Below are 24,323 nucleotides of genomic sequence, written 5' to 3'. Positions count from 1 at the left end.
GTTCGAATAAGAGCAAGAATAATTCTAAATTGCTCGGCCGAATCGGTGGCAATCCCTGAAAAATGGGCAAATCCGGTGCTCTGGCTCAGCCGCCGCAGCCACCACACCCCCCACAGCCACCACAACCGGAGCCGCAGCCGGATCCGCACCCCCCTCCGTCGGCGCCGGCCGAAGAGCTCGAACCGAGCTGTTGGTTCATTTTCTCATGGATGTGCTGGAACCCCATGACCTCGGCCATCGCGGTGGGACCGAAAAGTGCAGCGCCGATCGTGATGTCCGGGAGGTGGGCCGAAGGGTCGCTGAACCGCATCCTGCTCCGGTCCTTGTGCTTTTCGCGCAGCTGATCGACGACCCGTTGACCCGCGGGTGTCAGGTAGCCGCTCGTCCAGCCCAGCGCCAAGATCAGGATGCCTGTCACGATCACTCCCATCACCAGCAGCCCGACCGGCTGGTCCCGGACGAGTCCGATCACGATCCGGATCACCCCGATCACCGCGACGACCTTGAGGGGCCAAGTGATCGCCATTCGGGCCTTGCGGCGCTCTTCCGTGGTCGGCCGCAACCCGATGCCGGCGAGCCGGACTTCGATCGATCGCAGCCGTGCCGCGAGTCCATCGCTCAGTTGTCTGGCCGGCATGCCTTTGATTCCGAACAGCCGAATCTGCTGAAGCAATGTGTCCTCCACCGGATGGATCGGAGGTGGCCCAGCAGGTTCGTCAGCGATGCTCAGGGAAGACCCGGTCAGAGAGTCCCGCCACTGCGCCCGTCCGCTGGCGATAAGGGCTGTGGCGGCAGTGAGCGTGACCCGCCGGGGGCCTCCGGCGAGGTAGGCGACATCGTAGGGGTCCTCCGGGACCTCACGGATGTTGTTTTCGACTTGGGCGCGGAAGGCCGACCGGCGGATCGCGGCGTATCCGACTGCCGCAATCAGGGCGATGCCGTAGATGATCAGGAATTCGAAACCGCTGATGGCGAGAATGTTCATGTGCGGGAAAGCCAGCGGGGGCGGGGAACGAGCCAGTACCGGGAGCTGTCGACCCAGCGTCCGGATCCGGGGTTCGCGAAACGGACGGACGGCTCAGGCCATATCTCTCTTGGCGGGGCGGTGACGAAGGTCTCTTCGTAGCTCTGAAGAGTTCGCGAGTACCAGTCCTCGAACTTGTCTCCCTCCACCGGGCCACCTTGGGTCGGTTCGTGATGGAGTTCGCGGCCGAGGACTTCCCCGCAAAAACGTTCCCAGTAACTGCGCGTGTACGTGAGATGGAGATGCCATGCCTGATCGACCGCTTCGGACGGCGTGACCGGGTGGCCGCTCTCAAGCGCGAGGAAGACGAACCGCTTGTACTCGACGATCACCCGCGCGGCGAAGGCATGGGTCCAGTCCTGCTCGCGGGCGAGGCGGCTGGTGAAGGGAAGGGATGCGTCGGGGTGGTCGAGGCGGAAATCCTCGATCCGCCGCCAGAGGCTCGCCCCTTCCGGTTTCATCACCCGAGAATGGCCTGCCTGTCACCTCGTCGGCAAGGCGTTTGAAGTCCCTTACCTGAGCTGCTCGCGCTGCGCGGATGTGAGGAAGCCCTGCGCTTTCTTTCTGTCGCTGCGAATCCACGCATTCACCTTGGTTGCTTGAGCCGGGGAGAGGTCGAGCTTGGCCGCCGCAGTCCCGGACAGCTGCTTCTTTTGATCGGACTCCGGGGCGCGCCGGTAGCCTTCGAGTCTGCCGGTTTTCAGGCGGGTTGCCGGCAGTTTGCCGAGGTCGTCGGCCGGCAAATACACGGCATCGGCGCATTCGACGCGTGCGGCTGCCGCCACAAGGTCCGGGAGTTTGGCGGCCGAAGGGTCGTAACGGACGAGCGTGACCTCGCGGCCATTGAGGAAGCCGGCTTCGGTCGTCACCACACCTTCGATCCGGCCCAACTTCATCTCGCCGGTCCAAAAGCAGAACATCGCGAATGCCGCTTCCTTCAATCGCCCCGAATGTTCCGCCGCCGTTAGCGAGAGATAGCCTGGCACGGGACGACCGGCTCTTTTCAAGGCGGCGATCATCCGACCGGCGAGCGGACCGGTGGTCCAGACGCGATCCTTGCGCGGGATGAGGTCCTTGGCATCCGCGTCGAGGAAGCGGACGACCTGGTAGTTCCATGCCGGCTCGCCGAATCGCTTCAGCACTTCCGCATCCTTGCCGCCCTTGTTGTTGTGAATGAGCAAGGGCGTGAACTCGCTTTCTATGGCACTGACGACGAGCGGGTCGGACAGCACGTCGCGGCCGAACTGCTTGCAACCGGCGCAACCCGGCACTTCCTGGAACAGGGCGAAGACCGGCTTGCCGCTTGCTTTCGATGCGGTAAGCGCCGCGTCGAGCTCGCGTTGCCAACGGACGGTGCCGGTTTCGACCGGTTGATCGGGAGCTGCGGAACAGGAACACATGGCGATGAGGGCGGTGGCGAGCGTCCACTTCATGAGGGTGGGAGTCGGCGGGCGGCAGGCGATTCCCGAGTTCTCGGCTTTCATGGGTTCGCGGTCGCGGCAGGGGTGTGGATTCGTGACTCGACAATCTCCCGCAGGGAATCATCGAGGGAATACTCCGGCACGAAGCCGGTGATCTTCCGCAGCAACGATGCGTCGCATCCTTTCCGTAGCGCTCCCTCCGGCTTGGTCGTGTCGAAGCGGACCGGCTTGGAGATACCGCTGATGTTCATCAATCGCGGCACCAGATCGGCGAGCGAGATCTCTTCCGAGGATCCGATGTTCACCGGATCGGGAGTTGGATGCGTTTCGACGAGCAGGAGCAGGGCGGTTGCGACATCGCGGGCGTCGAGGAAACTCCGGGTCTGGCGGCCACTGCCCCAGACGACGACTTCCTCGGTCGCCGGGTCGAGGATCTTCGACAGCAGCGACGGGATCACATGGGCGCCTGGGCCGGTGGCTCGGTCACGCGGTCCGCAGGCGTTGAATGGGCGCGCGATCGTGATCTTCGTTACGTCTCCGGCGGCTGCGATGGCCCGCTTCTCGATCTCCCGCTTCGCCCGGCCGTAGCCTCGATTGGCCTGTTCCGGTTCGGTTTGCTCCAACGGCAGTTCGGGTGTCGGAACGGGCGCGTCGTCCGGATAAACGCAGGAAGAACTGACGACGAGCAATCGCGGCACTCGGGCGTCGACGGCGGCTTCGAGCACGGCGTCGGCGATGCGGAGGTTCTCCTGATAGAGGCGTTCATGCCGGTCTTCGTCCGGAGTCAGTCCAGGAGCGAGGCCGGCGAGGTTCAGCACGACGTCGGAATCACGGAAGGCCTCCCTGAGATCGATCCTGTGCACGTCGGTCCGAATTCGCCGGATCGCCGGACCGTGCGTATCGAGCCGCGAGAAGTCTCCGGAGGATTCGTCGTCGATGACCGTGACCCGGGCCGAGCGGGCCACCAGTGCATCGACCACCGACGAGCCGATGAAGCCCGCCCCGCCGGGAACGATCACCGATTTGCCGTCCCAGAAGCCGCACATCCTTCAAAGCTCCCCGCGCTGGTGGATGATGGCGAGGGAAAAGGCGGGAGGGCCGCGGCAGCGCGGGCTTTACCTGATCCGGGTTCGTGCGCCAGGTTCTGTCGGGTGCGGCTCAGTGTGATTGTGGCGGCGTTCAACGAGGAGCATGCGATCGGCTCGACCCTCGCGGACCTGCACGCGCATTTGCCGGCTGAGACCGAGATCCTGGTAGTGGATGGCGGGAAGGATCGCACCGGTGAAGTGGTTGAAGGATGGACGGATCGTCTGCCGGGCCTGCGCTACATTCCGCACCCCAATGATCGTGGGAAAGGACACGCGATCCGAACCGGGATCCGCGAGGCGACGGGCGACCTGCACGCGCAGTTTGATGCCGACGGTCAGTTCTTCGCCAAGGATCTGCTGCCGCTGGTTGAACCGCTTGAGCGTGGCGAACTCGATGTCGTGCTGGGCACGCGATTCGCGACCGGCAGCGGGCGCGATGCCGATGCGGCATGGTCCCGAAGCCTGGGCAATCGAGTCGTCAGCGGTTGGGCGAGCCTGCTGTTCGGACAGCGGATGACCGACGTGCTGGCCGGGATCAAGGCGTGGACCCGGGCGTCGGCGTCGGCGATCGACCTGCGAAGCGACACCTATGAGTATGAGGTCGAGATCCCGTGTCGCGCGATCCGTGCCGGCCTGCGGGTCGGTGAGGTGCCGGTCGACACCCGGGCCCGAGAAGAAGGCGAATCGAAGGTCCCGGTCCTGCGAACTGGCATCCGGGTTCTCACCGCAACCACCCGCTTCCGATGGCAAAGCTGAACGTTTGGTGGATGACGTTACTGCCGGCGCTTCTGGCCTTGGCCGTTTATGCGCCGGTCGCGGGATACCCCTTCGTCAACTACGACGACCCGTTCTACTTCTACAGCAATCCGCATGTCGTTGGCGGCCCGACTGCCGAGAACCTGCGGTGGGCCTTCGAGATCCACGGGCCGAGCATGTGGATTCCGCTTACGTGGATGTCCCATCAGGTCATGGCCGGACTTTTCGGTACGGACCCCGGGCCGCAGCATGTCTTCAACCTGATCCTCCATGCGGCGAATGCCATGCTGCTGGGCGTTTGGTTGCGGCGTTCCACCGGTCGTGCCGGGCTGGCTCTTGGCATCGCCGCGGTTTTTGCGGTCCACCCGATCCATGTTGAATCCGTCGCGTGGGTCACCGAGCGCAAGGACGTGCTCGCCCTGTTCTTCTGCTTGCTGGCCCTCCTCTTTCACGAGCGCCGTTGCCGCAGTGGCGGTTGGGGAAGCTATGTCGGCATGTTCGTCTGCCATGCGCTTGCAGTGATGGCGAAGCCGCTCGCGGTGACCCTGCCGTGTGCGATGCTTCTCTGGGAATGCTGGCCGCTAGTCGGAAGGCTCCGCGTGAGAGCGGTGCTCGAAAAGGTGCCGTTGCTGGCCGTGTCGGCGGTTGGTAGCTGGCTGACGATTCTCTGCCAGCAGTCGGCCGGAGCCATCGGGTCGGCTGCGGACTTCCCCTTCATCCTCCGCCTTCAGAATGCGGCCGTTGCATATGCGACCTACTTGAAGCGCCTCGTCCTGCCCGACGATCTGTCGGTCTTCTATCCCTATCCGGAAACGTTGCCACTGGCCGTCTGGCTTCCGTCGTTGATCGTGCTCCTGGTGATCAGCGCGGCTGCGTGGAAACTGAGGAGGACGCTCCCGGCGTTGGCGGTCGGATGGCTGTGGTTCCTCGGAACGTTGCTGCCCATGATCGGCCTCGTCCAGGCCGGTGCGGCGGCGATGGCGGACCGCTACGCCTACTTCAGCTTCATCGGTCTCTATGTCGCTGTGGCATGGAGTCTCGATGCCTGGCTCAAGCGCCAGCCGGAACTGAAGCCGGCGGTCGCCGGCGCGGTGGGCGCGATGGTGATCGGGCTGGCGGTTGCCGGACGGTGGCAGGTCTCCTTTTGGCAGGACTCGACAGCTCTGATGCGGAGGGCCATCGAGGTGACGGAAGGGAATTACCTGGCCCACAACAATCTGGGTCTGGCGCTCGAGGAAAGGGGAGACACCGCAGCGGCCCGAGCCGCTTACGGGGAGTCCTTGGCCGTTCGGCCCGATCACACCCAGGCGTTGTCGAATCTCGGAGCCCTTGAAGCGAAACAAGGGAACCTGATGGCCGCCTTGGATCTCCTCGAAGCGGCGGTGGCGGCGGATGTCGACCATGCGGCTGCGTGGCACAACCTCGGTAAGGCGCGGCTGCAGGGAGGGGATATCGACGGCTCACGCGAGGCATTCCGGAAGGCTATCGACATCGCGCCGGACTTCGGCATGCCGCGATACGATCTCGCGGTGTTGGAGATGGGACGGCGCCACTGGGATGAAGCGGTGACTCTTCTGGCGGATCTGGTGGCGCTGGCCCCCGATCATGCCGATGCGTGGGTGAACCTCGGCTTTGTCGAACTCAAGCGTGGCAATCTGGAGGCCGCCGAGCGGGCTTTCGTTCGCGCGGTCGGACTGGGCTCGGAGCTCGGTCGGCTGAACCTCGAACGATTGCGTGCCGAGCGAGGCAGCTCGCCGGCAGAAGAGTAAGCCTACTCGTCCGGTGATGAGCGAAGTGGCGCGCTCCGGCCGGAGGACTTGAGTCGCTCCAAGGCTTCCTTCAGTTCTCGAACCTTTTCCGGGTGCTTGAGGTAGAGATTCTCCGTTTCTCCCGGGTCCTTCTCCATGTCGTATAGCTGGCCCGGAGCGTCCGGCGCTTTTTCGGGAAGAATGTAGGGCGTGAGCTGGGGCTTTTTCCGGTAGTCGTTGCCGCCGGACCCCCGGTGGTCGAGGTACTTCCATTTCCCGCTTCGGATCGCCAGTTCGAGCCTGTTGGTCTGGTGGATCGTGAACGGACGGATCGGATCCTTCAGGTCGGGATCCTTCAGCAGGGGCAGCAGGTCGAAGCTGTCTTCGGCGGCATCGTTCGGCAGTTGGTACCCGATGATCGAGGCACAAGTGGCCATGATGTCGGTGAGGCATGTGGTCTGGCTCGTTTCACTTCCTGCTTCGATCTCGCCCTGCCAGCGAACGATGAACGGCACGCGGTGGCCGCCTTCCCACTGGTCCCGTTTCATGCCTCGCCACGGGCGGGCGCCATCGTGGCCGTGATCCGCCCGCATATTGACGATCGGTGCGATCTCCGGGCCATTGTCGCTGCTGAGCATCACGATCGTGTTCTCGGACATGCCGAGTTCGTCGAGTTTCGTCATCAACCGGCCGACGATGGCGTCCAGTTCCATGATGAAGTCTCCATGCGCTCCGAGTCCGCTTTTGCCGACGAACTCGGGCGCGGGGATCGATGGCAGATGGACCGCCTGGGTCGAGTGGACGAGGAAGAACGGCTGGTCCGGACGCTCGCTTTTGTGTTTGTCCAGAAAGCGGAGGCTGCGATCGAGAAACTTCAGGTCGACTTCGTCCATCTTGAAGTCCGGCGCGATGCGGCCGGGACGGCAATCCTTGGTGTAGGGGTTCTCGGGGATGGTTGACTTGTCGATTGGCGCCACCGGTGGATTCGGCACCCGGTCGTCCTCGATGTAGGCGTAGATCCAGTCAGTTGTCGGGCAGCAGGCGGTGCCGAAGAACTCGTCAAAGCCCCGGTGCACCGGCGAGTCGGTGATCGGCCGGCTGTAATCGATTCGCTTTTCCCCTTCCGGTCCGCCATCGGAGATCGGCTTGCCCTCCGAGTCCCGGAAAGTCAGTCCGACGTGCCATTTGCCGATGAGCGCCGTGAGGTAGCCCTTTTCCTTCAGCATGCCGGGCAGGGTCAGCCGGTCGGCCTCGATCATGTTGGGGCCGCCCGCTCCGGTGAAGACGCCCTTCAAGCCGGTGCGGAACGCCATGCGGCCGGTGAACAGGCTGTAGCGCGAAGGTGTACAGACCGTGGACGGACTGTGGGCGTCGGTGAAACGCAGTCCTTGGCTGGCGAGGCGGTCGATGCTGGGAGTCGCGACCTTGGACTCGGGATTGTAGCAGCCGACATCTCCGTAGCCGAGGTCGTCGGCGAAGATGATCAGGATGTTCGGCAACGATCCGGCCGCGGCCGCCGGGGCAACCGCGGCGGCAAGCAGCAGGCTGAGGAGTGCCGGTCGGATCATTCGGCTGGCGCCAGGCGCAGGATGGAATCCGGATCGTTCAGGATCACGTAGAGATAGCCGTCAGGTCCGTCGGTCACATCGCGGACGCGGCCGAGGTCCTTGAGGATGACTTCCTCTTCGACAACCTTGTGGTCCTTGATACGCAGCCTCCGCACCTCCTTCTGGGCGAGGGCGCCGGCGAAAAGGTCGTTCTTCCACTCGGGGAAGCGGTCACCGGTGTAGAAGTCGAGCCCGCAGGTCGCGATACTGGGAACCCAGTAGGTCACCGGTTGCTCCATGCCTTCCTTTTCCGTGATTCCGGTGATCGGCGTGCCGTTGTAATTCATCCCGTAGGTGATGACCGGCCAGCCGTAGTTGAGTCCCTTGCGGATCCAGTTCAGCTCGTCGCCGCCCCGCGGCCCGTGCTCGGTGCTGTAGATCGAACCGTCGCGCGGATCGATGTCGAGACCCTGCGGGTTGCGGTGGCCGTAGGTCCAGATTCCCTTGATGGCTCCCTCCGTCCCGACGAACGGGTTGTCTTCCGGTTCGCGGCCGTCATCGAACAGCCGGTAGATCTTGCCCTTCGGATTGTTCAGGTCCTGGGACTCCATCATGCCACCGCGTTCGCCGACGATGAAGTAGACGTAGCCCTTGTTAAAAACGATCCGGGTGCCGAAGTGCACGCCGGCGTCGGTGTAAAACGGCTTGTCGGTTTTCCAGATCCACTCCTGATCGACCCACTCGTGGTCTTTGATCCGGCCGCGGACCACAGCAGTGATGGTCTGAGGCTTGTCTGCCTTCTTGCCGTCCTTGCCTTCTTTCCCCGCACCCTTCTCCCACCAGCCGTCAGAGAAGGCGAGGTAGACCCAGCCGTTGGACTCGTAGCCGGGATGCACCGCGACCTCGAGCAGTCCACCCTGTCCGTGGGCGATCACCTCCGGCGTGCCTTTGACCGGTTGTGGGTCGAGCTTGCCATCGGCGCCGATGATTCGGAGTTGTCCGCCGCGTTCGGTCACGAGTTTTCTTCCGTCCGGAAGAAAGGCGAGGGCCCACGGAAGTTTCAGGCCGTCATCGGCGACCGTCTCGATCGTGTAGTCCTCGTGTGCGGTTTGGGTGACCTTGCCCGGCTCCGGCTTCGGAAAGTCGATGCCCTTCGCCAGGGCCTCCTTCTCCTTCTCACGGATGTAGATCACCAGCGAGCGGATCTGGTTGTCGTCAAGCACCGTCGAGAACGGCGTCATTCCGAGCTGCGGGTTGCCTTCGGCGATGCTCTTGCGGATCTCGGCTTCGGTCGCGCCATGCTTCCACTCGCCGTCGATCAATGAGCCGCCTTGCCCTCCGCTCAGATCCTTGCCGTGGCAGCCCGAACACAGCGTTTCGAACAGCTTGTCGACCTTCATTTCCGAGTAGTCGGGGGTGTCTTCAGCAAACAGAGACAGCGGCAGGAGGAGGAAGGCGGTGAGTGACTTCATCGGTTGGACGGAACCTTGACGCTTCCGGTTGATCGCGCAAGTGAAGAGCGCTGAAGCCCCTTGTGGGCTGGTCAGAATCCGAGCTCGGCGGTGATCCAGAAGCTCCGCGGCTGGCCGGTTCCGCGGATGCCGTCGCTGCCGAGGCCGGTGACGATTTCGGCATCGAGCAGATTCTCGACGCGGGCGTGAACGCTCAGCGAGTCGGTGGCCTGCCACGTTCCGCCGATACGGCAGGTGTAGTAGCTGGGAATCCGGCGCGAGGCGAGGGCGTCGTCGAAACGAGACGATCCGTATTCGATCCCGGCGAAGACCGAAACGGTGTCGCTTGGTCTTGCTGTCAGGCTGCCGATCAGGCGGAGGTCCGGCGCGAAGGGGAAGGGTTTGTCCTCCAGAAGAGGCTGGTTCCTCGATGAGCTGAACTCTGTGTCGGACCAGAGCCCGTCGAAACGCACGGTCCAGAAGTCATCGGGCCGCCACTCGGCCGAGGTCTGCAGACCAAGGATGCGGGCTTCGTCGACATTGGCTCGTTGGGCACCGGTGCCGCCGGGAGGCAGGCTGCCGAAGATCGCGGCGATTTCGGCGGGGTCGGTGACCGGCACGTTGGCAATCGCGTCGCGGACCCAGTGATGGAAAACGGATGCCTCGAGCGTGAAGCAGTCGTTCGGTCGCCACTCGAGACCGGCCTCGATGCTGTAGAACCGCTCGGGATCGAGATTCGGGTTTGCCTCGGTCAGGTCGTTGCGCACCCGGAACGGCCGGTGGAGTTCGTTCAGGGTCGGCAGCCGGTAGCTGGTCGAGATTGCGGCGTGGCCGGTCAGCCTGCGGGTGAGGTCGTGCCGGATCGAAAGTGCCGCCGAGGGCTCCCAGCCCTCGCGATTCGGCGAAAATCCGGAACGCAGCAGCGCGCCACTCGTCAGGGATCGTTCGATGCGCTTGCCGTCACGCAATTCCCAGCGGTCGAGCCGCAGGCTGGCGTCGAGGCGGGTGCCTGCTCGCGGCTGCCACTCACCCGTCGCGAAGATTCCGGCAAGGTTCTGCGAGCCGCCTGCCTTGCGGCGGCGGAAGGTGCCAGCGTCCTCGTTGGTTTCGCCTCGTAACAAGCGGAGGTCGGCGCCGACCGTGACAGCGGATGTGTCGCCCGTCTCGCGTCGGATCACGAAGGCTCCGCCGACGCCTTCGCCCGGGACGTCGAACTGGTTCAGCGCGACCCGTTCGGTGGAGCGGAGAGAGTCGATGGAACTGAAGACCGACGCGAACCGCCGGCGCTGGTAGTAACCGAGCAGCTGCCAGGAAAGCGGGCCATCTTCCGAAGTGATGCGCACGGAAGCGTCGAAGGCCTCCGTCGTGTTGCCGGTCACCGGAGTGCCGTTGCCACGGCGTTCATCGTAGAAGGACAGGGCCGGTTCGACCGTGAGATGATCCGTCGGCCGCCATACGGCCCGCAGGTCGAAGCCGGAGAAGTCGAGTCCGAGACGGCGGTCGATCGCACCGCGCTGCGATGCCGGAACCGTTTGGAATCCGTCGCTGTGGGTCGTGAAGCCGAGAAACGAGAAGCCCAGCCGTGTGTCGTCGGAAACCAGATTCGCCGCCACGGAACCGCCGTAGGTCCCGTGGGATCCCGCGGTCAGGCGCAGCATCGCGCGGTTTTGGTCGATCGGGCGCCGGTTGAGCCGGATGCTGCCGGCGGGGCTCAGGTTTCCCCAAGCGGCAGAGCGGGAGGCGGGGGCGATCCGCACGCTTTCCAGCGCCCAGGGATCGAAGCGTGCCCAGTGCACCCATCCGCCGAAGGGATCGTTCTGGGGGATGCCGTCCCGGAGGACCAAGGTTCGCGATGCGGCGGTGGCACCGGTATTGCGCAAGCTTACACCGGCGGCGGTGGGATTGGCGAAGATGGCCGACTGCGGACGATATAGGGAGAAGGAAGGATCCGTCGCGAGCAGTTCGTCGATGGTCCGGGGGGCGAAGCTGGATATCTCCGTTTCATCCCAGAAGGCGAGCGATCCGGGTGCGCTGCCATCGCGTTCGGCCAGCACCACCGTTTCCGGAAGCTCCTCGGCGGCGGCGAGGGTGCCGAGCGCGAGAAGCAGGCTGCCGCGGAACATCAGTAGCCCTTCCAGAACAGCAGCGCGCAGGCGAGGACGGCGACGCCGTATCCGAGACCGCCGAAGCAGAGCATCTTCCAGCGCTTGTCCTCGGCGGTCGCCCAGCTGACCGCATCGCGGAACAGGTAAGGCATGCCGACCCAGTAGAGCGACTTGATGATCAGCACGTAGGCGAAGATCGGGATCAGCAGGCGGCTGGTGGGAGCTTTCAGGAAGGCCGACTCGAGCAGCGGGGCCGCGACGAGGAGGCCGAGAAGACCGAGGGCACGGACGGCGAGGAATTCCTTCACCGCGATGCAGATGAGCACGATCGAGATCGGCACCGCCAACTTGAGGAACGGCTTCATCGCGTTGAACTGGTCGCCGAGGTCCATCGCCAGCGAGTTCAGCAGGCCGGGCCCAGGTTGGGCGACGAGCAGCCAGAACCAGATCAGGCCGACACCCACGAGAATCTGGCCGATCTGCTGGTTGCGTGGGAAGCGCTTGAGGAACCTCTTCACCGCGTCCGCTTTGACCAGCATCAGCGCGTGGAGGCCGATCAGCCACAGGCCGAGGACGATGCCGGTCGTGAAGAGCGGCAGTTTCTCGTAGGCGTGCATTGACTGAGAGGCATCCATGCGGGCTCGGGATTAGGGGGCGGAGGGGCGGATGTCCAATATTGATTGTTGGAGGCTCACGGAGCCTGGGTTTCCTCGGGCGGCATGCGGCCCGGGATGAGGCAGAGGCCGAGGAAAGTGAGAGTGGGAGCCGCGGCCAGCGGATACAGGAAACGAATTACGTCTCCGTCTTCATGGGCAAACCACACCATCGTCGCGGCAGCCATGCCCGCAATACATCGCAGGAAAATCCGCAGAAGCTTGCTGCTTCCGAGAAACGGAAAGAGAAAGGGTGCCGAGGTCACTACAGCGCTAACTGTCAGAAACGTGGCAATCGCGCGACCACCGTCGATTCCACCGGTATCCAACGTGACCAGGCTCTCGGCAACCCAAGGCCATACGTCGTGGCTTTCTGCGTCAAGGTAGACCGCTCCGTAACTTACAAGGCCGCCGATCAGTCCGGTCATCCCAGCCCACTCACGGGCGCTAGACGGAAACCGCGCCCTCGGCGCGCCGGTCGGCACCTCCGTCATTCCCCGGTGCCGTTCACCATGGCGATCGCCTCGTTGAGCGCGTCCTTCATCGTCTCCTTGAGTTGGATCCGGGCACCGAAGACCGCCTCGGCTTCCTCTTCGGTCAGGAACTCGGGAAGTCGCTTGCCGAGGAACTCCGTCTGAGCGTCCCACTCCTCGTCGAACCGTTTCTCCGGTTCACCGGCCACGATCGCCTGCATGCCTTCGAGGGAGTTCCAGTCGACTCCGCTGGTGGCCTTCCGGGCCTCGTGAAGCGTGGAAATCAGCATCCGCTCCTTCTCGATCTCAAGGGCCACTCCGCTCTGGTCCATGATCGGCCGGAGTTGCTCGACCATGTGACGCTCCGGCTGCATCTCGTGGTAGTCCTCGAAGGTTTCGAAGTCGGCGTCGCTGTCGAGGAAGTCCCGGATGCGACGGTCGTTGGCGACCTCGAACTCCGCGATTTCCTTCTCGATCAGCGGCCGGTCGGTCGGCAGCGCATCGACCCAGCGGGCGGCCATTTCGCGAAGCTTCGCATTGCGGGCGGCGATGAGGTCTTCGAAATAGGCCCGCTCCTTGTTGGTCAGGTTGAGCTCGTAATGCAGGTCGGAATACGGGCTCAGCGCGTTCTTCTGGATCACCCCGGTATCCGGAGCGGGGTAGCTGTCGGGCACGTTGCGGATTCCTTCGGCGATGACCGGCGCGGGATCTTCCGAGTTGTTGTCGGCGGCTCCGGGCGTCCCGGTCTTCGCGGGAGCCGTGCCGGCTTCAGGCTGGGCATCCGGTGGCGGCAGCGCCCGCAGCCGGTTGATCTCCTCTTGCAGCGACTTGATCCGGGTTTCCTCGACCACGACCGTGGCGAGCACCGCGACAACGACGGTGGAAATGGCGAGAGCGGGCTTCACGTTGTCGCGAGCATGGGGGCGGATCCGTGGCAGGGCAAGGAGGAGCGCCGAATATGGAATGGAGCGCCGGTTATGAATCCGGCAGTTCGGCCGCGGTTCGGAAAGATGCCGGTTTCATAACCGGCGCTCCTTCAGCCGATCAGCGCTTCTTCGCCTGATCCATCGCCTGGCTGAACCAGTCGTTGCCGCCTGCCGGCTGCGGCCGGTGGTCGCGACGCTGCGGACGCGGCCCACGTTGCGAATTGCCCCGCCCGCCACCGTTCGAGCGTGGCTCGAGATCCGGCTTCGCCTTCATCGAAAGGGAGATCCGGTTGCGGGGAACGTCGACTTCAAGGACGGTGACATTCACCTTCTGCCCGACCTTCACCACCTCGGCGGGATCACGGACGAAGTGGTCGGCGAGCTGGCTGACGTGGACGAGTCCGTCCTGGTGGACGCCGACATCCACGAACGCACCGAAGGCGGCGACGTTGGTCACGATGCCGGGCAGCTTCATGCCGGGGCTCAGATCGGATGGCTTCTCGACACCCTCGGCGAAAGAGAACAGCTCGAACTGCTTGCGCGGGTCGCGGCCGGGCTTAGCGAGCTCGTCGAGGATGTCCTGAAGCGTCGGCAGTCCCACCTCGTCACTGGCATATTTGCGCAGGTCGATCTTCTTGCGCAGGGCTCCATCGCGCATCAGGTCGGCCACACCGCAGCCGAGGTCGGCTGCCATTTGCTCGACCAATCCGTAGCGCTCCGGGTGGACGGATGAGGCGTCGAGCGGATGTTCGCCGTCGCGGATCCGCAGGAAGCCGGCGGCCTGTTCAAAGGCCTTGTCGCCGAGGCGCGGCACGTTCTTCAGATCCGCCCGCGAGCGGAACCCGCCGTTCTCGTTGCGGTAGGCGACGATGTTCTCCGCGAGGGACGCGTTGAGGCCCGAGACGTAGGCGAGGAGCTGCTTGGACGCGGTGTTGAGCTCGACCCCCACCGCATTCACCGAGCTGACGACGGTGTCATCGAGGCTTGCCTTCAGCGCGCGCTGGTCGACGTCGTGCTGGTACTGTCCGACCCCGATCGCCTTCGGGTCGATCTTCACCATCTCGGCCAGCGGGTCCATCAGGCGGCGGCCGATGCTCACCGCACCGCGCACGGTGACGTCCTCGTTCGGGAACTCGTCGCGGGCGACCTCGGATGCCGAGTAGACCGACGCGCCCGACTCGTTGACCATGATGACCGGGATGGAGGAGGGCAGCTTGAGTTTACGGACGAAGGCTTCGGTTTCGCGACTGGCGGTGCCGTTGCCGATGGCGATCGCCTCGATCTGGAACTTCTTGATCAGGCCGGTGAGCTCGACGGCGGCCTCGTAGAGCTGGCTGTTCGAGCCGGCGGTGGCGTGCAGCACGGTGTGGTGGAGCAACGAGCCTCGGGCATCGAGCACGACCGTCTTGCAGCCGGTGCGAAAGGCCGGGTCGATGGCAACGGTGCGCTTGCCACCGAGCGGCGAGGCGAGGAGCAGCTCGCGGAGGTTGTCGGCAAACACGCGAATCGCGGTTTCATCGGCCGCCTTCTTTCCGGCGAGGCGCATCTCGGTTTCCATCGAGGGCATCAGCAGGCGCTTGCAGCCGTCCTCGACCGCCAGCCGGACCTGTTCCGCGGCCGGGCCCGAGCCGGTGACCCAGTCGGGCGCGGCGAAGGTCGAGACCCGCTCGAGCGGCACCTCGATCCGCATGATCAGGAAGGCCTCCTTCTCACCGCGGCGGATGGCGAGCATGCGGTGCGACGGGATCTTGTGGAACGGCTCGCTCCAGTCGAAGTAGTCGCGGTATTTCGCGGCGTCCTTGTCCTCGTCCTTGCCATACATCACCCGCGAGCTGACGACGCCTTCCTCCTCATAGATCTTCCGTGTGCGGCCCCGCAGGTCGGCGTCGTCGGCCACGCGTTCCGCAATGATGTCGCGGGCGCCGGCGAGCGCTTCATCGGCGTCGGCGACTTCCTTCTCCGCATCGACGAACTTGGCGGCTTCGTCGGCCGGATCGGCGTTCTGGTTTTCCAGCAGCCAATCGGCAAGCGGCTCGAGTCCTTTCTCCCTGGCCTTTGTCGCACGGGTTTGGCGCTTCGGGCGGTAGGGAGCGAAGATGTCCTCAAGCGCGGCCATGGTGGAGGCACCGGCGACCTTCTTTTTCAAGTCATCGCTGAGCAGGCTGCGCTCCTCAAGGGACTTGAGGATGGAAGAGCGGCGGGCGTCGAGTTCGGCGAGCTGCACCATCCGGTCGCGGACGGCTTGGATCTGGACCTCGTCGAGTGAGCCGGTGGCTTCCTTGCGGTAGCGGGAAATGAAGGGGACCGTGGCGCCCTCGGCGAGGAGCTTGGCGGTCGAGGCAACCGAAGTGGCGGCGATGCCGGTTTCGGATGCGATGGTGGCGATGTGGCTGGCAGCGGCGGAAGTCGGAACGTCGGACATGGGTGAAAGGGCGAAACTAGCGGGGTCGGATTCGCGGTGGCAAGCGATGGAAAATTGCAAGGCCGGAGTGGCGAAACAAGAAGATGGGGAACAACGAAAAACGCGAAATTGACGAAATGACTGTGCTTGGACGGGAAAGCCCCCTCGCAGGATTTCCGGGAGACGGATGATTCGGAGAGATTTCGCGTCCTTTCGCGTTTTTCGTTGTTCCTCCGTCCTCTATTCGGGGGGGTGAAAGGCAGACGGGTCGGAAGTCGTTGAGGGGGACATGATTGCACGACTCCTGACCATTCTTTCCTTCAGCCTGGGCATCGCCGCGGCGGCGGACCGGCCGAACATCGTGCTGATCATGGCGGACGACCTCGGCTTCGCGGATCTCGGCTGCTACGGGGCGGAAATCGAAACGCCCCGTCTCGACCGGATTGCCGGAGAGGGTCTGCGGTTCACGCGTTTCTACAACACCGCGAAGTGCCACTCGTCACGGGTCTGCCTGCTCACCGGCCTGTGGTGCGACCAGGCCGGCAGCGAGTCACTGTCGCGCGGTGCGACGATCGCCGAAGCGTTGAAGCCGTCGGGCTACCACACGATGATGGTCGGCAAGTGGCACCTCTCGAAGGCGCCGACGGACTTCGGCTTCGAGCGCTACTGGGGGCACCTTTCGGGTGCGACCAACTTTTTCACCGGCGACAAGACCTTCCGGCTCGATGAGAAGCCGTGGAAGGTTCCGTCCGAGCTGAACGGCAAGCCCTTCTACGTGACGGATGCCAACATCGACTTCGCGCTCGATTTCCTCAGCGATCACCGGAAGTCGGAGCGGAAGGACGATCCGTTTCTTCTCTACGTCGCTTTCAACGCGCCGCACTACCCGCTGCAGGCGCCGGAAGAGGACGTGAAGAAGTATGCAGATCGCTATGACTTGGGTTGGGACGAACTGCGTGCCGCACGCCACAAGCGTCAGTTGGAGTCCGGGCTGCTGTCGTCGGAGTGGAAGCTCTCGCCGCGCCCCGGTCATGTGCCTGCGTGGGACTCACTTTCGGAAGCGGAGAAGAAGTGGGAGTCGGAGCGGATGGCGGTGTTCGCGGCGATGGTCGACATCGTGGATCGGAACGTCGGACGCCTCGTCGATGATCTGAAAGCGAATGGTGAGTGGGACAACACGCTCTTCCTGTTCTGCTCGGACAATGGCGCTTGCCCGTTCGAGCGGACGCGCGGCAAGGAGCTGCGGCCGTGGGATCCGAAGTCGTATTGGACCTACGACACCGGCTGGGCGCACGTCGGCAACACGCCTTTGAGGCTTTACAAGCAGAACCAGCACGAGGGCGGGATCTCGTCGCCGTTGATCGCGCACTGGCCGAAGGGAATGCCGGATTCAGGCGACGGCTGGCGCAAGCTGAACGACGGATCGCAGGCGACCGACCAACCGGGGCACCTCGTGGATTTCATGGCGACCTGCCTGGATCTGGCGGGAGCGGAGTACCCGAAAGAGGTAGGCGGGCGCGTGATGGATCCGCTGCAGGGCAAGTCATTGGTGCCGGTGTTGAAGGGGGAGGTGCGCGAGCCGCACGAGACGCTGTATTTCCACTTCGCAGCGGGTGACCGGGCGTTGATGAAGGGCGACTGGAAAGTCGTCTCGGCCAAGCGCGGCAAGTGGGAGCTGTATCACCTCGGCAAGGACCGGACGGAGTTGAACGACCTGTCGGCGAGCGAGCCGAAGCGTCGGCAGCAGATGATCAACGAGTGGTTCCGGATCGCGAAGGATGTCGACCGCTTGCCGGAAAGGCAGCTCAAGCCCGCCACCGGCGAGGCACCGAAGCTCGGAGTGGGGCGGAAGGAGTGAGGGATGGTGCGCGGACTTTAGTCCGCTTGGTCAGACCGAATCAGCGGACTAAAGTCCGCGCACCCTTGGCCAGTCGATTCCGGCGCTAGAGCAGGGCCATGCTTTCGGCTCGGAACAAAGACCGGCCTTCACGGGGTTGTTGCGGATGTAGGATCGGGCTTGGAAGAAGTGTTTTTCATCACGAATGGCGCGGTCGAAGTAGTCCTTTTCCCACAGAGTCCCCGTCCGGCCGAGCGTGCGATTGATTTTCATCGATGAACCGCCCTTCCACTGTTGGACGATCGCAGAGAGGGGATGTTCGCTCTGAATCCGAATCAACACGTGGACATGATTCGGCATGATGCACCACTCAAGCAGGTCGTAACGCTCCCCGTCTCCTGCAATCAGCGTGTCTTGGACGATTTTGGAGACAGATGCTTTGGCAAGAACACAGGCCCCGTAGCCGGAGTCTTCGTGCCGAGCGATCAGTTTACGAAGTCTCTCGGCAGCTCCTGAGGCGATCCTCTGGTCCGGCGAATCCAATAGCTCGGAGAGTTCGGTTTTCCACTTCGTGATGAGTGGTTTCGGAACCGAATCCGCCAACCGGAAGGTGATTCCCTGAAGTGAGCCGGGGACATCCCTATGAGGCAGGTAACCCCGATTGTAGATGCCCTTGTGCTCCATGGTGCGCGGACTTTAGTCCGCATCTCACCGGTGGACGATGAAGAATGCGGACTGAAGTCAGCGCACCATCAAACCACCTCGCCGTAGAGCGTGAAGCCGGTGGACTCGTCGACCTTGATGTCGATCAGTTCGCCGGTGAGCTTGTTCGGATCGCCTTCGAAGATGAGGATCTTGTTCTGGCTCGTGCGGCCGCTGAGGCGCGACTTGTTGTTCTTCGACGGCCCTTCGCAAAGCACACGCTGCACGGTGCCGACCAAGGCCTCGTTCTTGGCGCGGGCGATGACGTTCACGGCGTCGAGGAGACGCTGGTTCCGCTCCTCCTTCACGCTCTCCGGAAGTTGCTCGTCCATCTCGGCGGCCGGCGTGTCCTTGCGCTTCGAGTAGCGGAACACGAAGGCATTGTCGAAACGCAGCTGGTTGCAGGTGTCGACGGTCGCCTGGAAGTCCTCCTCGGTCTCGCCGGGGAAGCCGACGATGATGTCGGTGGTGATCGCAAGGTCGGGCCGTGCGGCACGCATCTTCTCGCAGATCTCGACGAACTTCGCGTGCTTGTACGGGCGGCGCATCAGCTTGAGGATGCGGTCGCTGCCGCTCTGCATCGGGAAGTGGATGTGCGAGCAGAGCTTGGGCAGGTAGGTGAAGGCGGCGACAAGGTCGTCGCGGTAGCCAATCGGGTGCGGCGAGGTGAAACGGATCCGCTCGATTCCGTCGATCTCATGCACCGCCTCAAGCAGCTGCACGAAGGGCGACTTGCCGTCGACCTTCTCGAACTCGGTGCGGCCGTACAGGTTCACGATCTGGCCGAGCAGGGTGACTTCCTTCACGCCGCGATCGACGAGGCGCTTCACCTCCTCGACGACCTCGGGGATCGGCCGGCCGCGTTCCTTGCCGCGGGTGTCGGGGACGATGCAGAACGAGCAGCGCATGTTGCAGCCCTGCATGATCGAGACGAAGGCGGTCGCCTGGTAGTCCTGCGGGACGTGGTCGCGGATTGTGTTCTGCGATCCTTCCTCCTCCTCGATGTCGCAGACATTGTCGCCGAGCAGCGAAAGCGCGGGATCGTCCATCCGGCGCTCGAGCCGGCGTGAAAGGATGCTGTCGACGTATTCGAAAACCTTGTGGTACTTCTGCGTGCCGACGACCACGTCGAGGTGCGGCACGCGTTCGAAGAGCTCGGGCCCGCGTGACTGGGCCATGCAGCCCATGAAGCCGTAGACGACGTGCGGGCGGGTCTGGCGGTGCGCACCCATCAGGCCCATCTTGCCCAGCGCCTTCTGCTCGGCTTGGTCACGCACCGAGCAGGTGTTGACCAGGATGGCGTCGGCTTCCGTCTCGTCGCCGGTCACCGTGTAGCCGCCTTCGCGGAACATCTGCGCCACCTGTTCGGAGTCGCGGGCGTTCATCTGGCAACCGTAGGTGCGGATGTGGACCTTGGGCATCGGGCGGGAAGCGATACCCCCCGCACGCGGTTGTTCAATGGCAAAAGTGCCGATTGACGGATCCCGTGATCCGGTCGAATGCGTGACGTGAAAGCGATCCTGACACTTCTGGCGGCGGCATTTCTCACGAGTTGCTCGACCCTGACCGTGCCCGGGCAGGGCGATACGGTCGCCGGACCGGACCGGGCCGCGGCGTTGCTGGAACGTTCGGCCAAGGCCACCGGAGACGCGTGGAGCCGGTATCGGAAGGTCACGGTTTGCTTCGATGGCGAGTGGGGTTCGATTGTGAAACGCCTGCAGCCGGAGCTGGTCGACGACCGGTTCCGGAAGACGTCGGTGGAGACCTACGACACCCGCCGGGGAACGGTCGTTCAACAGCACCGTGGGCCGGACGGAGCAAAGACCGTGGAGCGCAGTCGCTCGGATGTCGTGGTGACCTACAATGGCGAACGGATTGGCGACGAGCCGCGTCGGGATGCCTCGGCATTGGTGGCCGACGCCTACACCGCGTTTCTGCTCGGGACGTCGTGGTTGAAGGAAAAGGGTGAGGATCTTTCGGTGATCGGCACCGACACCATCGACGGCGAAGTCTGCGACGGCGTGCAGGGAACGTTGCGTCCCGGGCTCGGGTTTTCGGAAGAGGACCGGTTCATCGCGTGGATCGGCCGCGACAGTGGGCTGATGCGGCGCTTCCAGTTCACGATCGAGGGACTGGCGAGCACGCGGGGGGCTGACGTCGATGTGACGTTTTCGGAATTTTGGAAGGCGGCGGATGGCAGTGTCTGGCCGGGTCGGTTCCTCGAGTGGGTGCATCGGCCGGTATTCGTCATGGCGCACGAGTGGACGATGACCGGCCTGGAAGTCGACGGGCGGAAGCTGAGGTAGGGGGGCGGAGCGGGCCTTTCAAAAAGGTAGGGACAAGCGCCCCCGGGTCCCCCGATAAAGTCGGGGCTTGTCCGATGCGCGAAGGATCGCAACGGCTGTGTGGGTGGATCGCGGGCGACTGGGGGCAGTCGTCCCTACCTGCCGGGGTTCCGGGGCGCGGCTGGCGCCACGCGGTCCGCTCCGCCAGCCCTCCCCGTGCTTGCATGCCGGGGCGAGCGCCCCGATGCTCCGCACATGTTCGATTTCCTGAAGCCCCGCTGGAAAAAGGATGCGAAGCATCTTCTCAAGGGCGCGAAGAAGTTCATCCACTACAAGCGGGATCTGCTCGCGGACGACCGGATCGATGAGATCGAGTCGCGCCGGGTCGATCTCCGGGAGGCGATGAAGTCGAACGACCGGAAGCTGGTCGAGGAGGCCGGCAAGCAGCTCCGGGCGACCTGCGAGCAGGCACTGCCGCGGGCGCCGAAGCAGACGTGGTGGGAGGAGAATGTCGAAGTGCTGTTCGTCGCGCTGGTGATCGCGCTCGGCCTGCGCGCCTATGTGCTCCAGCCGTTCCGGATCCCGACCGGTTCGATGCAGCCGACGCTGAACGGGATCACGGTCGTGCGAGCGCCCGACAGTTTCGAGAAACCGTGGATCGGTCAGCGGGCATTCGAGTGGTTGTGGCGTGGCCGCACCTACAAGACCTATGTCGCGGAGAACGACATGAAGCTGGTGCCCCAACGCAACGGCCATGCGGGTCGTCCAGCTTCGTGGTTCCTGTTCACGAGGACGGCTTTCGACTTCAGCGACGGCACCACGATCAAGGTTCCGGCCGAGTCGAACGAGGCCGGTAACATTTTCAAGGGGAGTGACACGCCTGGGCAGTACAAGGCGGGCGAGACCATCTTCAACGGCTGGATCGACACCGGGGACCTCGTTCTGGTCGACAAGATCTCCTATCACTTCCGCAAACCGAAGCGGGGTGAAGTCTTCGTCTTCGACACACGGGGCATCCCGACCCGCGGTGAGTCGCGTGGGCCGATGGCCGATCAATCGGGCGGATCCCACTACATCAAAAGGCTCTGCGGTGTCCCGGGTGACGAACTCCAGATCGATGCCCCTGAATTGTGGGTGAACGGAAAAATCGCCGACGAACCCGGAATCGTCCGGGTGATGAAACACGAGGGCGAATACGCCGCGTACGCGAACGGAGAGCCACGGCCGGGATACATTCTCGGAGACCTGAGACCGGGCGGAATGGCGGTGGCCTACTCCAAGGCGCCGCTTGTGAAGGAAGGTGATGTTTTCAAACTCAAGGACTCCGAGCAGGTCGGCATGCGCCAGTATGCGGCGCTCGGCGACAACACCGCGAACTCGTTGGACTCCCGCTACTGGGGGCCGGTCCACGAGTTCAACCTCGCGGGGCCGGGCTGGTTCTCGCTATGGCCCTTCGGGTCCGGCCACTGGGGCTTCATCCGTTAAACGCGTTCAGGCCATGGCCTGCGCAAATGCACGCATTCTCCGTGCGGGCCATCCGGGGTAGCAGGGGCCCGTTCTTCACGACCGAATGACCGACGCCGCCACCATCACGCAGCAGGCCCGATCGAATCTGGCCTTCGCGTTGCACATCCTGCCGAAGGAACGGCGGGATGATGCGGTGATTTTCTATGCGTTCTGCCGGGTCATCGATGACCTTGCCGATGACCTCGAGAAGCCGCTCGAGGAGCGCGAGGCCGCGCTGGCCGCCTGGGAAGACGGATTGCGCGACGGATTCGCGGATCCCGATCCGTTGCAGAAGGACCTGCTTGCGATGCGCGAGCGCTGCGACATTCCGACGGACCTGCTGGTGGCGGTGGTCGACGGCTGCCGCATGGACCTCCGCCCGCAGCGATTCGGGACGTGGGAGGACCTGTCGAAGTACACGTGGAAGGTCGCCTGTGCGGTCGGGCTCGTAGCGATGCGGATTTTCGGGGCGCAGGATCCGGGCACCGAGAAGTATGCCGTGGCTCTCGGCCATGCCTTGCAGATCACCAACATCATCCGGGACGTCGGCGAGGACCTCTCAAATGGCGCACGGATCTACCTGCCGTTGGCGGACCTTCACCGTTTCCAATACAGCGAGCGCGACTTGGTGGGCCGGGTTCACGACGGGCGTTTCATGGCGCTGATGGCGTGGCAGGCGGATCGCGCTGAGGAGTTCTACAAGGAAGCCGCCGAGTCGCTGCCGGCGGCCGACCGCCAGCGGATGGTGGCGGCCGAAATGATGCGCGAGATCTATCAGACGTTGCTCGGCAAGATGCGGAAGGACGGATTCCGCGTATTCGACCGCCGATACCGTTTGTCGAAGGCCCGGAAGATGGCAATCTTCTCCAAACACTTGGTCGGCCGCGGGCTCTCGGGTGAATAACCCGGCCGACTGAACGTTTCATCCATCATGAAAGCGCTACGTTTCGGACTCATTCCGGTGACCGCGATCGCCTTGGCGTCGTGCACCGCCTACCAGCAGCAAGGAGCCCTGATCGGCGGTATTGCGGGTGGTTTGGCAGGTGCGGCCTTCGGGGACGATCATCAGGACGTGATCGCCGGTGCGGCGGTCGGTGCGGGCCTCGGCACCGGAGCGGCAGCAATCCATGAGGACAGCGTCCGGCGTCGGAATTACCAGCAGTACGGGATTCCGCCGGAGCAGCAGGGCCGGCCCCAGCCGCCGAGACAGCAGACACGGCCGCCAACGCAGCAGACGCGGCCAGCGCCGCAGCAGAGCGATTATCCGACCGCACAGCGCACGACGAATCCCGATGAAGTCCTGAGTCCGTATCCGCCTCACAACCGGATCAACGTTCAGGGATACCGGAGTGGGCAGCTGGTGAAGGACCCGAATACCGGCGAGATTTTCCGCGTGCCGTGAACGGGGGAATCAGGGCGGGGGTAAATCAGGGCTGCGCCCTGATCTGAGAAGTGCGGCTGCGCCGGTGGGATGTTGGAACCCGGAGTTGCCTCCGGGCTATAGGTATGTCGCCCCTGACGGGGCTGTGGAGGGCTGCGTTGTGGAGGACGGGCCAAGAGCCGGAACTTGGAACTTGGATCATGGAACTTCGGCCCGTTCACTGCGCGCATGCCCGTTTCGCGTCCCGATGGCCGTCAGGCCGACCAGCTCCGTCCCGTTTCTTTCGCCCCCGGTGTGGCCCCGCATGCCGACGGGTCGGTCCTCGTTTCCTTCGGCAACACAAAGGTGATCTGCGCCGCGACGGTCGAGGAGGACGTGCCGCGCTGGATGAAGTATCAGAAGGTGTCGGGTGGCTGGGTGACGGCCGAGTATTCGATGCTGCCGTACTCGACCCATGACCGGAAACCGCGGGACATTTCGCGTGGAAAACTCGACGGGCGTTCGTCCGAGATCCAGCGACTGATCGGCCGCTCGCTGCGCGCGGTCGTCGACCTGCAGAAGCTCGGGTCGCGGACGATTTGGGTGGATTGCGACGTGTTGCAGGCCGACGGCGGCACCCGCACGGCTTCGATCACCGGCGGCTGCGTGGCGCTGGCGATCGCGCTCAACCGCCTGATGGGCGAGGGCAAGCTGAAGGACTTCCCGCTCAAGCAACTCGTCTCGGCAATTTCGACCGGCGTGTATGAAGGCGAGCCGGTCCTCGACCTGAACTACCCGGAAGACAAGGCGGCCTCGGTCGACTTCAACGTGGTGATGACCGAGCGCGGCGAATACGTCGAGGTGCAGGGCAGCGGTGAGGAGGCCGTGTTCACCGGCGACCAGATGACGTCGATGCTCGAGCTTGCTTCGAAGGGAAGCAGCGAGCTGTTCACCCTGCAGAAGGCCGCGATCCTCGAGGCCGACCGCCCGGACGGGCCGATGCTCGCGGATCTGGCGGATTCGTTTTCGAAGTAGGTAGG

General features: G+C 64.0%; 21 protein-coding genes. 8 read left to right on the top strand and 13 right to left on the bottom strand.

Going from position 1 to position 24,323, the window contains the following annotated elements:
* Positions 1 to 85: 85 nt before the first annotated feature.
* Genes HAHE_RS07535 through HAHE_RS07520 form a run of 4 tightly spaced genes read right to left on the bottom strand, consistent with a single transcriptional unit; the run spans position 86 to position 3,491 of the window.
* Positions 86 to 985 carry a TIGR04222 domain-containing membrane protein gene (locus tag HAHE_RS07535; protein ID WP_338689861.1) on the bottom strand — a complete coding sequence of 300 codons (900 nt, stop codon included), beginning with the start codon at positions 983 to 985 and terminating at the stop codon, positions 86 to 88.
* Entirely contained in the window at positions 982 to 1,485 is a 504-nt protein-coding gene (locus HAHE_RS07530; protein WP_338689860.1) for a hypothetical protein, read from the bottom strand. The genes HAHE_RS07535 and HAHE_RS07530 overlap by 4 nt, the downstream gene beginning before the upstream one ends.
* Positions 1,486 to 1,536: 51 nt before the next feature.
* Positions 1,537 to 2,508, bottom strand: coding sequence for a VPGUxxT family thioredoxin-like (seleno)protein, type 2 (locus HAHE_RS07525; RefSeq protein ID WP_338689859.1), 972 nt, complete (start codon positions 2,506 to 2,508; stop codon positions 1,537 to 1,539).
* Positions 2,505 to 3,491, bottom strand: coding sequence for an NAD-dependent epimerase/dehydratase family protein (locus tag HAHE_RS07520; RefSeq protein WP_338689858.1), 987 nt, complete (start codon positions 3,489 to 3,491; stop codon positions 2,505 to 2,507). Before HAHE_RS07520 ends, HAHE_RS07525 begins: the two co-directional genes overlap by 4 nt.
* A gap of 105 nt (positions 3,492 to 3,596) precedes the next feature.
* Between HAHE_RS07520 and HAHE_RS07515 the strand changes: the two genes are divergently transcribed.
* Positions 3,597 to 4,289 (top strand): glycosyltransferase family 2 protein, encoded by a 693-nt coding sequence (locus tag HAHE_RS07515; protein WP_338689857.1) that lies wholly within the window; start codon positions 3,597 to 3,599, stop codon positions 4,287 to 4,289.
* Complete coding sequence (locus HAHE_RS07510; RefSeq protein ID WP_338689856.1) at positions 4,277 to 6,058, top strand: tetratricopeptide repeat protein; 1,782 nt, start codon at positions 4,277 to 4,279, stop codon at positions 6,056 to 6,058. The genes HAHE_RS07515 and HAHE_RS07510 overlap by 13 nt, the downstream gene beginning before the upstream one ends.
* 2 nt (positions 6,059 to 6,060) lie before the next feature.
* Here the strand turns inward: HAHE_RS07510 and HAHE_RS07505 are convergent, their stop codons facing one another.
* The 7 genes from HAHE_RS07505 to HAHE_RS07475 all read right to left on the bottom strand — a co-directional run bounded on the left by HAHE_RS07505 (position 6,061) and on the right by HAHE_RS07475 (position 15,614).
* Entirely contained in the window at positions 6,061 to 7,605 is a 1,545-nt protein-coding gene (locus HAHE_RS07505) for a sulfatase-like hydrolase/transferase (protein WP_338689855.1), read from the bottom strand.
* On the bottom strand, positions 7,602 to 9,056 hold the full coding sequence (locus HAHE_RS07500) for a PQQ-dependent sugar dehydrogenase (protein WP_338689854.1): 1,455 nt from the start codon (positions 9,054 to 9,056) through the stop codon (positions 7,602 to 7,604). The genes HAHE_RS07505 and HAHE_RS07500 overlap by 4 nt, the downstream gene beginning before the upstream one ends.
* A gap of 71 nt (positions 9,057 to 9,127) precedes the next feature.
* Positions 9,128 to 11,158, bottom strand: a complete 2,031-nt coding sequence (locus HAHE_RS07495; protein ID WP_338689853.1) for a TonB-dependent receptor — start codon at positions 11,156 to 11,158, stop codon at positions 9,128 to 9,130.
* Positions 11,158 to 11,775: a hypothetical protein gene (locus HAHE_RS07490; protein WP_338689852.1), complete on the bottom strand. Its 618-nt coding sequence runs from the start codon at positions 11,773 to 11,775 to the stop codon at positions 11,158 to 11,160. Before HAHE_RS07490 ends, HAHE_RS07495 begins: the two co-directional genes overlap by 1 nt.
* A gap of 56 nt (positions 11,776 to 11,831) precedes the next feature.
* Positions 11,832 to 12,221 (bottom strand): hypothetical protein, encoded by a 390-nt coding sequence (locus tag HAHE_RS07485; protein ID WP_338689851.1) that lies wholly within the window; start codon positions 12,219 to 12,221, stop codon positions 11,832 to 11,834.
* A gap of 62 nt (positions 12,222 to 12,283) precedes the next feature.
* Entirely contained in the window at positions 12,284 to 13,171 is an 888-nt protein-coding gene (locus HAHE_RS07480; RefSeq protein ID WP_338689850.1) for a hypothetical protein, read from the bottom strand.
* Between the two features lie 139 nt (positions 13,172 to 13,310).
* Positions 13,311 to 15,614 carry a Tex family protein gene (locus HAHE_RS07475; protein ID WP_338689849.1) on the bottom strand — a complete coding sequence of 768 codons (2,304 nt, stop codon included), beginning with the start codon at positions 15,612 to 15,614 and terminating at the stop codon, positions 13,311 to 13,313.
* A 268-nt stretch (positions 15,615 to 15,882) separates the two neighbouring features.
* On the opposite strand from HAHE_RS07475, the gene HAHE_RS07470 reads away from it, so the two are divergent.
* Entirely contained in the window at positions 15,883 to 17,451 is a 1,569-nt protein-coding gene (locus HAHE_RS07470) for an arylsulfatase (RefSeq protein ID WP_338689848.1), read from the top strand.
* A 48-nt stretch (positions 17,452 to 17,499) separates the two neighbouring features.
* Here HAHE_RS07470 and HAHE_RS07465 read toward each other — a convergent pair whose 3' ends face one another.
* Positions 17,500 to 18,114: an REP-associated tyrosine transposase gene (locus tag HAHE_RS07465; protein ID WP_338689846.1), complete on the bottom strand. Its 615-nt coding sequence runs from the start codon at positions 18,112 to 18,114 to the stop codon at positions 17,500 to 17,502.
* A 68-nt stretch (positions 18,115 to 18,182) separates the two neighbouring features.
* Positions 18,183 to 19,553, bottom strand: a complete 1,371-nt coding sequence (miaB, locus tag HAHE_RS07460; RefSeq protein ID WP_338689845.1) for a tRNA (N6-isopentenyl adenosine(37)-C2)-methylthiotransferase MiaB — start codon at positions 19,551 to 19,553, stop codon at positions 18,183 to 18,185.
* Between the two features lie 78 nt (positions 19,554 to 19,631).
* On the opposite strand from miaB, the gene HAHE_RS07455 reads away from it, so the two are divergent.
* The 5 genes from HAHE_RS07455 (at position 19,632) to rph (ending at position 24,318) form a co-directional block, all read left to right on the top strand.
* Complete coding sequence (locus tag HAHE_RS07455) at positions 19,632 to 20,438, top strand: hypothetical protein (protein WP_338689844.1); 807 nt, start codon at positions 19,632 to 19,634, stop codon at positions 20,436 to 20,438.
* A gap of 234 nt (positions 20,439 to 20,672) precedes the next feature.
* Entirely contained in the window at positions 20,673 to 21,902 is a 1,230-nt protein-coding gene (gene lepB / locus HAHE_RS07450) for a signal peptidase I (RefSeq protein ID WP_338689843.1), read from the top strand.
* Between the two features lie 85 nt (positions 21,903 to 21,987).
* Positions 21,988 to 22,827, top strand: coding sequence for a phytoene/squalene synthase family protein (locus HAHE_RS07445; RefSeq protein ID WP_338689842.1), 840 nt, complete (start codon positions 21,988 to 21,990; stop codon positions 22,825 to 22,827).
* A 27-nt stretch (positions 22,828 to 22,854) separates the two neighbouring features.
* Complete coding sequence (locus tag HAHE_RS07440; RefSeq protein ID WP_338689841.1) at positions 22,855 to 23,325, top strand: hypothetical protein; 471 nt, start codon at positions 22,855 to 22,857, stop codon at positions 23,323 to 23,325.
* 207 nt (positions 23,326 to 23,532) lie between these two features.
* On the top strand, positions 23,533 to 24,318 hold the full coding sequence (gene rph, locus HAHE_RS07435) for a ribonuclease PH (protein WP_338689839.1): 786 nt from the start codon (positions 23,533 to 23,535) through the stop codon (positions 24,316 to 24,318).
* Positions 24,319 to 24,323 lie beyond the last annotated feature (5 nt).

This window comes from Haloferula helveola (genome assembly GCF_037076345.1).
GTDB classification, from domain to species: Bacteria; Verrucomicrobiota; Verrucomicrobiia; order Verrucomicrobiales; family Akkermansiaceae; genus Haloferula; species Haloferula helveola.
The sequence above is the reverse complement of the archived record's forward strand: the minus strand, read 5'-3'. Positions and strand labels throughout refer to the sequence as shown.